Annotated in this window: 2 protein-coding genes; both read left to right on the top strand. The window is 32.8% G+C overall.

The window, feature by feature from the left end; genetic code table 11:
* Positions 1-74, top strand: a 74-nt coding sequence (locus tag FDW96_RS25670; protein WP_137365192.1) for a hypothetical protein, incomplete at its 5' end; no start/stop codon positions are given.
* Entirely contained in the window at positions 64-357 is a 294-nt protein-coding gene (locus tag FDW96_RS02845) for a hypothetical protein (protein WP_078358586.1), read from the top strand. The genes FDW96_RS25670 and FDW96_RS02845, both read left to right, overlap by 11 nt.
* Positions 358-369 lie beyond the last annotated feature (12 nt).

The following is a 369-nucleotide window of genomic DNA, read 5'->3' as shown; positions in this document are numbered from 1 at the left end:
CAGATAGAGTTAAAACAGAGTTCAATGATAGACTTATTTTTGTAGAAAGTGGAGACAAGCCAAATGTTATATGAGTATGTTGCTACTTATGGCGACAAATATAGAATAGATAGCTTCACAGGGTACAGAGAGCTACGTAAAGATCACTTAGAACTTTTATCAGGTAAAGTATATTACAATAGTGAAAACTCGCTTAGAATCGAAACTACGCTCTTGTACGAGGTCGGTCAATTTGTATCAATTGGTGGTTATCCGTATGGCGGTAGAAAATTTAGATTACTAGAATTATCAATTACTGATAACCCAGTTTTAGATAAAGCAAAGATAATTTCAAGAAAGGTTAAAAATGACAATTAAAAACTTCACGTT

The organism is Citrobacter sp. TBCS-15 (genome assembly GCF_005280815.1).
In the GTDB taxonomy this organism is placed as follows: Bacteria; Pseudomonadota; Gammaproteobacteria; order Enterobacterales; family Enterobacteriaceae; genus Citrobacter; species Citrobacter werkmanii.
This window is presented reverse-complemented; position numbering and strand designations above follow the sequence as displayed.

Excerpts from the sequence above, each read along its gene's own strand:
- FDW96_RS02845 (WP_078358586.1), top strand. The coding sequence starts at position 64 with ATGTTATATGAGTATGTTGCTACTTATGGCGACAAATATAGAATAGAT.